This window comes from Lentilactobacillus parafarraginis DSM 18390 = JCM 14109, assembly GCF_001435895.1.
GTDB classification, from domain to species: Bacteria; Bacillota; Bacilli; order Lactobacillales; family Lactobacillaceae; genus Lentilactobacillus; species Lentilactobacillus parafarraginis.
In genome coordinates, this window is the sequence record NZ_AZFZ01000033.1 from 25309 (window position 1) to 31646 (window position 6338).

Consider the following 6338-nt stretch of genomic DNA (forward strand, 5'->3'; position numbering starts at 1 on the left):
ATTAATTGATTGGGTTAAACAGCTTATCCAACTTGGAAAAATCCACCGTTCCCAAACCACTCGCCTGATTATAAAGTTTGCCGGGTTGACCGGTATAGTATAAATTCGTGTTATTCGTTCGACTGTCCAGCGGGGTAAACGGCGACTGACTTTGACGGGCAAATCGATAAATCTGCGGGTTCCAGAAACCCAGCCGACCAGCCCCGTTGCTGGCCATCAAAACGCTGGCCGCTGCCATTTGAGGGGCGACCACACTGGTTCCACCAGAGATCTCCCACTCACCAGTTGCCGAAGCATCCTTTTTGGGCGTGACAAACACAGCATAACCCGTGTTTGGATCGGCGTTTGCTGATAAATCGGGAACGTTTCTTCCGGAATGCTTACCAGACACGTTGACCGGTTTTTTCAACAGTTTAACCTTGCCATCCTTAAACGACCATAACCGGGTTGCGTCATATGTCCCAACGCCACTGATACCGGATTGGTACTTAGGAAGACCGTTAAACTTGCTGAAGCCCCCACCGCCACCGGCAAAGAACGTCTGAGCCCAATTTTCAAAGCCAAAAAACTTTTGATTTTTGTAATTAGGGTAAAGAAATTCAGATCCCCAAGCCCGTTCCTTGTCGATTTTAACCGTCTTATTGTTGACCGTATACGTCCGTGGAAGCGTGGTTCCCCCGACAGCCGTCAGATACGGGGAGTTGGCCGGCGTGTCGACACCAAGTGCCGTGCTGCCGTTAGAAATGCCATCGTAGGCCCCGTTATCCCCGCTGGCAGAGAAAACACTCATGCCCTGCGCGGCTGCCTGTTGAAAGAGCAGGTTCATGATTTGATTGTACTGTTTAGGGGTGACCCCCTGCTTAATTTCATAGGCAACTTGGGATTCGCTTTGCCCCCAACTTAAGGAAAGAGAATCGGCGACATTTTGACCGACCGCGGCGGCAATTGAATTTACCATCCCGGTAATATCAGATTTGCCGATGTAGGTCCGAATATTACTATCGGGGGCAATCGCCCCGGCCTGTTCAACGTCAATTGTTGTTTCGTCATAGCCATCCCAGGAACCCTTGTACCCATTGGTCCGGTATGTGCTTAACCGGTTAGCTTTTACGTCAATTCCCATCCCGTTCCAGAAACGATAGGCGTCGCTTGGATGGTAATTGGCAAACGAAATAATCCCGATCGTTTTACTGCGACCGGTTGAGCCGTTTGAATACAGTTGGGAAACCCCATAGCGGTTCGCAAACTTTGCCGGGGAATATCGTTTGGTCATCTCACTCTGACTGACATCGCCAGCAGCCCGCGTTTGCAAGGAAGCTGGGTGAATGGTCTGCCGATTGGAGGAAACCGTTGAGTAGTTGGACAATCCCATAATGGCCAACACTGATTTTGAACTGGACTTTGGTAATTTTGGGGTTTTGGTCGCCTTCTGGTAAGTTGTCCCACCCTCAGTCACGTTCTCAAGCTTCACGTTAAAGGCCTTCTCAACATTCTTAGCGGTGCCCTTCACTGCCAACACTAAATTGCCACTATACAGAACCGAACTTAGATGATGCTTCTTAAGATAGTTTCTGACCCGGTTAATATTCTTGGTCGGCTGACCATATTGGCTGGCAAATTGTTTAGGACTCACAAATTTTTGGTACTGCGATCGATTTGGATTGACCGAATCATAAACGAACTGGGTCAATTTTGGCTGGCTTTTCGGTCTAAAAATGACGTCGACCAACTGCTTCTTGGAACTCGAAACCTTTGTAATTTTTTCCTTGGCAAACGTCGGTTGGGCTTGTGAAAAGTTCGCCACGGCCGCAACCGAAAAGCTCAGTGCGATGATCAAAAATAATTTTTTAAACGTCTGTTTTTGCATGAGTGTCTCCTCGAATCAGACTAATTTGCGTTATTTTTAGTCGTTGTCTCGACTCGGCGAAGCATCATGATGCTGCCGTTGATTCTGTTGAGCCTCTAATTCAGCACGCTTTCGGTCACGTGCGCGAACAATTGAGATGACAATTGGGGTAATCAGGATATGCATCGCAATAATGACCCCGATCCAAGTGCCGATGAAGGTCAATGAAGACCAGGTCTCATCCTGCGTTAAATAAAAGCCACCGGCTAAAATGGCCACCATCAAAATCATAATTAAACCCATTTTTATTTTCATACTTATTAAACACCTTAAATTCATTTAGTTGTGAATCAATGGGCTTCAACAGCCGCTTGCGAGTTCTCAGAGCCCGCTTTTGTGTTGACTACCTTGATTCAGTATAATTGATGTAAATACAATAACACAAGGTTTAAGTGGAGGTTAATAAAATGTGGAAAGAATTTAAAGAATTTATCTCCCGCGGCAATGTGATCGATCTGGCAGTCGGGGTCATCATTGGTGGGGCATTTACGGCGATTGTGACGTCTTTGACCACCAACGTGATCAACCCGTTCATTGGGCTGTTTTTAGGCAAGATTGATCTATCAAACTTAGTGCTGAAAGTTGGCGGCGCCACCTTCAAGTATGGGGCCTTCCTAAATTCAATCATCAATTTCCTAATCATCGCATTTGTGGTCTTTCTGTTAATCAAGGCGATCAATCGATTGGTCAAAAAGCAACCGGTCAAGGCCGTCCCCGATCAGAAGCAAGTTTTGCTGGAAGAAATTCGCGATTTATTGAAGGACGCTAACCAAAAATAATGGCGTGGTTAATCATGATTTAAGGGTAACAATCACCCCCATGTTCAGCGCAACCAGCCAGATGAAAGCGCCAATTCGTTGAGAATCCGGCGTTTTTGGTCTAGAATTAAATTGTTAAATGATTTGTATAATCATTGTTATGAGTCTAAATTTGAGAAGAGGTTTTGTTATGAGAACGTTTGCGATTAGGGCCCGAGACGGGGTTATGGAATTGAATTATTCTGAAGATTCCAACAAACCGCCCTTCAGAAAGTTCATGATCACATACAACCCCAAATTTTCAATTGGAGATAATCTTGAAAGCATCAAAGCAGCGTTAACCGGTCTTCCGGTTGACGCGGCAATTATCGAGAATTCATTGAACTATGAATTCTCAGACACCATCATTGGCATCAACCACCAGAAGATTGACATCGGTTTAGCAATTGCCAACATGATGAATATTCCAGTCGTCAATCTCAATACGGTACGGGAAATCGGCTTGGAAAAAGCCGTTTCCCAAAAAGCAGCGTACTTGAAGTGGCACCTGGATTACTATGGGGAATATTCTGGCAAACGAAATTACGGCCAGGAAGCAATGTTAACCATAGGTAACGGCTATTTCGGTTTACGAGGCGCATACGTCGAAGCATCCGCCGACAAGGATAACTATCCCGGCACATACGTTGCGGGAGTCTATAACCAGCTCACAACCAATATTAATGGTCGCGACGTTGTGAATGAGGATCTGGTGAACCTGCCAAACGCCCAGTACATTAGTTTTGGCGTTGACCACCAACACCCATTTCAAATCAAAAAGGAAGATATTCAAGACATCTATCGGAGCCTTGATTTAAAGACCGGTGTTCTAACCACGACGCTTCATCTTCAGTTGTCGACCGGCCACATTCTTGAAGTTCGCGCAACCAAGGTTGCCAATATGACCAACTGGCACCGTTACGCCATCAAGTATGAAATCAAACCAATTAATTTCTCCGGTAGTATTCAACTCTACTCCAAAATTGACGGCAGCGTCATTAACGGCAACGTTGCTCGTTATGCTGATTTTAATCAGCACCACATCGACGTCATTGGGATGGCTGCTCATGATGATCAAATCTCAATGATTGGTCAAACCAAGACTTCAAAAGTCGGCTTCGTCATTAATTCTAAGCTCACAAGTGATCAATTTGACACGGCAAAATTGATTGACACGACAACCGAGAACCAGGCAATTCGCCAGGAATTAAGCATTGACGTTGAACCAGAGACCAGCTACACCTTTGAAAAGTGTGTCTCAATCTTTACCGGCAAGAGCGGTGATGACGCCCTTGAACAGCGGGGCCGCGAAGAAATTGAGGCCTCCTCTTTTAAAGACACTTTAGCTGATAGTATCAAGTTCTGGAAAAACGTTTGGCACAAGACTGACATCCAGATTCAAGACGATATCACCAGCCAAAAGCTCACCCGAGTCAACATTTATCATATGCTGGTTACCAGTGCAGCTCTGGCTTCCGGCAAATTAGACGCCTCAGTTGGCGCTCGGGGGCTCCACGGGGAAGCTTATCGAGGTCACATCTTCTGGGATGTGACGTTTGACCTGCCATTCTACGCAATCCACTACCCTCAAATTGACAAGCAGTGTCTGCTGTATCGTTACAACCGAATCGGTGAGGCTCGGAAGTACGCCCAGTCTGAAAATAAGCAGGGCGCCATGTTCCCTTGGCAATCCGGGATGTATGGTGACGAACAGTCGCAATTTGTTCACTTGAATCCGGTCAGCGGTGAATGGGATCCTGATAATAGCCGTCTTCAGCGACACGTCTCCATTTCAGTCGCCTATGACATTTTAACCTACGTCAAATTAACCGGTGACACCCAGTTCATGAACGATTATGGATTGGAAATGCTGTTGTCTATCTGTCAATTCTGGGTCAGCATGGCTCAATACGATAAAGATGCCGACCGTTACGATATCCACAACGTCATGGGTCCCGACGAATTCCACGAAGAATACCCCAACGCTGATGAGCATGGCTTAACCAACAATGCCTATACCAACATCATGGTATCGTGGTTATTTGATAAGGTTGGTAATCTGGTTAACGACCAAGATGCGGATGTATTAGCAGCGGCAAATCAGAAGGCTGGCACCGATGAAACCCTTGAACCAAAGATGGCCGACATCGCCCATAAATTACGGTTGGATATCAACGACGAGGGAATTATTGGACAATTTGCCGGCTACTTCAACCTTTCCAAACTCAACTTTGATTCCTACCGCAAGAAGTATGGGGATATTTCCAGAATTGACCGCCTGCTCAAGGGGGAAGGCAAATCACCAGACTCCTATCAGGTTGCCAAGCAGGCGGATACCCTCATGGCCTACTATGAATTACCATTCTCAGAGGTCAACGACGTGATCAATCGCCTCGGCTACAAACTGCCGGCCAACTACTTCACCAGTAACCTCCGATTCTACCTGGACCGCACCACCCATGGTTCAACGCTGTCACGAATCGTCTATTCGGTTCTTGACGAAATGGATGGCAACATGGATCAATCCTGGCAACTGTTCTCAACCGCCCTATTCTCAGACTATTACGATATTCAGGGCGGCACGACTGCCGAAGGGATTCACCTTGGGGTTATGGGCGCGACCCTTCAAATCGAAACCGGCTGCTACGGCGGCGTTCGGTTTGATACCGATGAAGTCTCAATTAATCCCCACTTACCGCTGAATTGGCCAAAGATCTCATTTCGTCAAGAGTATCAAGGGATCAAGTACCACTTTGAAATTACGCACCACGACATTGCCGTAACGGCTGATGCGGATACCCACGTCAAAGTTGGTGATAAGGATTACTCCCTCACTAAAAATAAGGCAGCAACCATTTCATACAAATAATTTGAGGAGCTGAACAATTATGGCAAAATTTTCTGATATTAAAGGATTCGTATTCGACTTAGATGGGGTTATTACCGATACTTCTGTCTTTCACAGTCAAGCATGGCATCAAGTTGCTGATAAAGTTGGCGCTCCCTGGTCCAAAGAACTTGAAGATGGTCTCAAGGGCATCAGCCGGATGGATTCGTTGGAAATGATTTTAAAAGCCGGCAACCTTCAGGATAAATACACGGAGGATCAAAAAGTCGCCTTGGCCACCGAAAAAAACACCAATTATTTAAAACTAGTCAACAAGATGACCCCCGCTAACATTCTTCCTGGAATTAAGGCATTTTTGGATGAAATTAAGAATGGCGGCTATCTTCTATCACTGGCTTCGGCATCAAAGAACGCCCCAACGGTCCTCGATAAACTCCAATTAACGGACTACTTCCCAAAGATTGTGGATCCAAAGAGCCTTTCAAAGGGTAAGCCAGATCCAGAAATTTATATCAAGGGTGCTGAACTCATCGATTTAGATCCGGCTCAGTGCATCGGGGTTGAGGATGCCGCTGCCGGGGTTGAATCGATCAACGCCGCTGGTGAAACGTCAATCGGCATTGGTGACAAGCAGATTTTAAAGGATGCTGACATCAACTTTGCTGACACCTCAGAAATGACTTTGGCAAACATTCAAAAACAGATGAACTAATTACTTGTGATAACTAAAGGGCGTTCAGGAAAAATCCTGAGCGCCCTCAGACTGAAGACAAACGCTATTTTGAAA

5 protein-coding genes are annotated in these 6338 nt (G+C 46.0%); 3 read left to right on the forward strand and 2 right to left on the reverse strand.

Features of this window, described 5'->3' with window-relative positions; all coding sequences use genetic code 11:
• Position 1: 1 nt before the first annotated feature.
• Both FD47_RS08590 and FD47_RS08595 read right to left on the reverse strand, forming a co-directional pair.
• Positions 2-1867 (reverse strand): S53 family peptidase, encoded by a 1866-nt coding sequence (locus FD47_RS08590; protein ID WP_054734930.1) that lies wholly within the window; start codon positions 1865-1867, stop codon positions 2-4.
• Positions 1868-1903: 36 nt separating this feature from the next.
• On the reverse strand, positions 1904-2161 hold the full coding sequence (locus FD47_RS08595; RefSeq protein ID WP_082402628.1) for a hypothetical protein: 258 nt from the start codon (positions 2159-2161) through the stop codon (positions 1904-1906).
• Positions 2162-2313: 152 nt separating this feature from the next.
• On the opposite strand from FD47_RS08595, the gene mscL reads away from it, so the two are divergent.
• The 3 genes from mscL (at position 2314) to pgmB (ending at position 6263) form a co-directional block, all read left to right on the forward strand.
• Positions 2314-2685, forward strand: a complete 372-nt coding sequence (gene mscL, locus FD47_RS08600; RefSeq protein WP_056980525.1) for a large-conductance mechanosensitive channel protein MscL — start codon at positions 2314-2316, stop codon at positions 2683-2685.
• Between the two features lie 169 nt (positions 2686-2854).
• Positions 2855-5572, forward strand: coding sequence for a glycoside hydrolase family 65 protein (locus FD47_RS08605; RefSeq protein WP_056980527.1), 2718 nt, complete (start codon positions 2855-2857; stop codon positions 5570-5572).
• Between the two features lie 19 nt (positions 5573-5591).
• Entirely contained in the window at positions 5592-6263 is a 672-nt protein-coding gene (gene pgmB, locus FD47_RS08610; protein ID WP_008212084.1) for a beta-phosphoglucomutase, read from the forward strand.
• Positions 6264-6338: the final 75 nt, after the last annotated feature.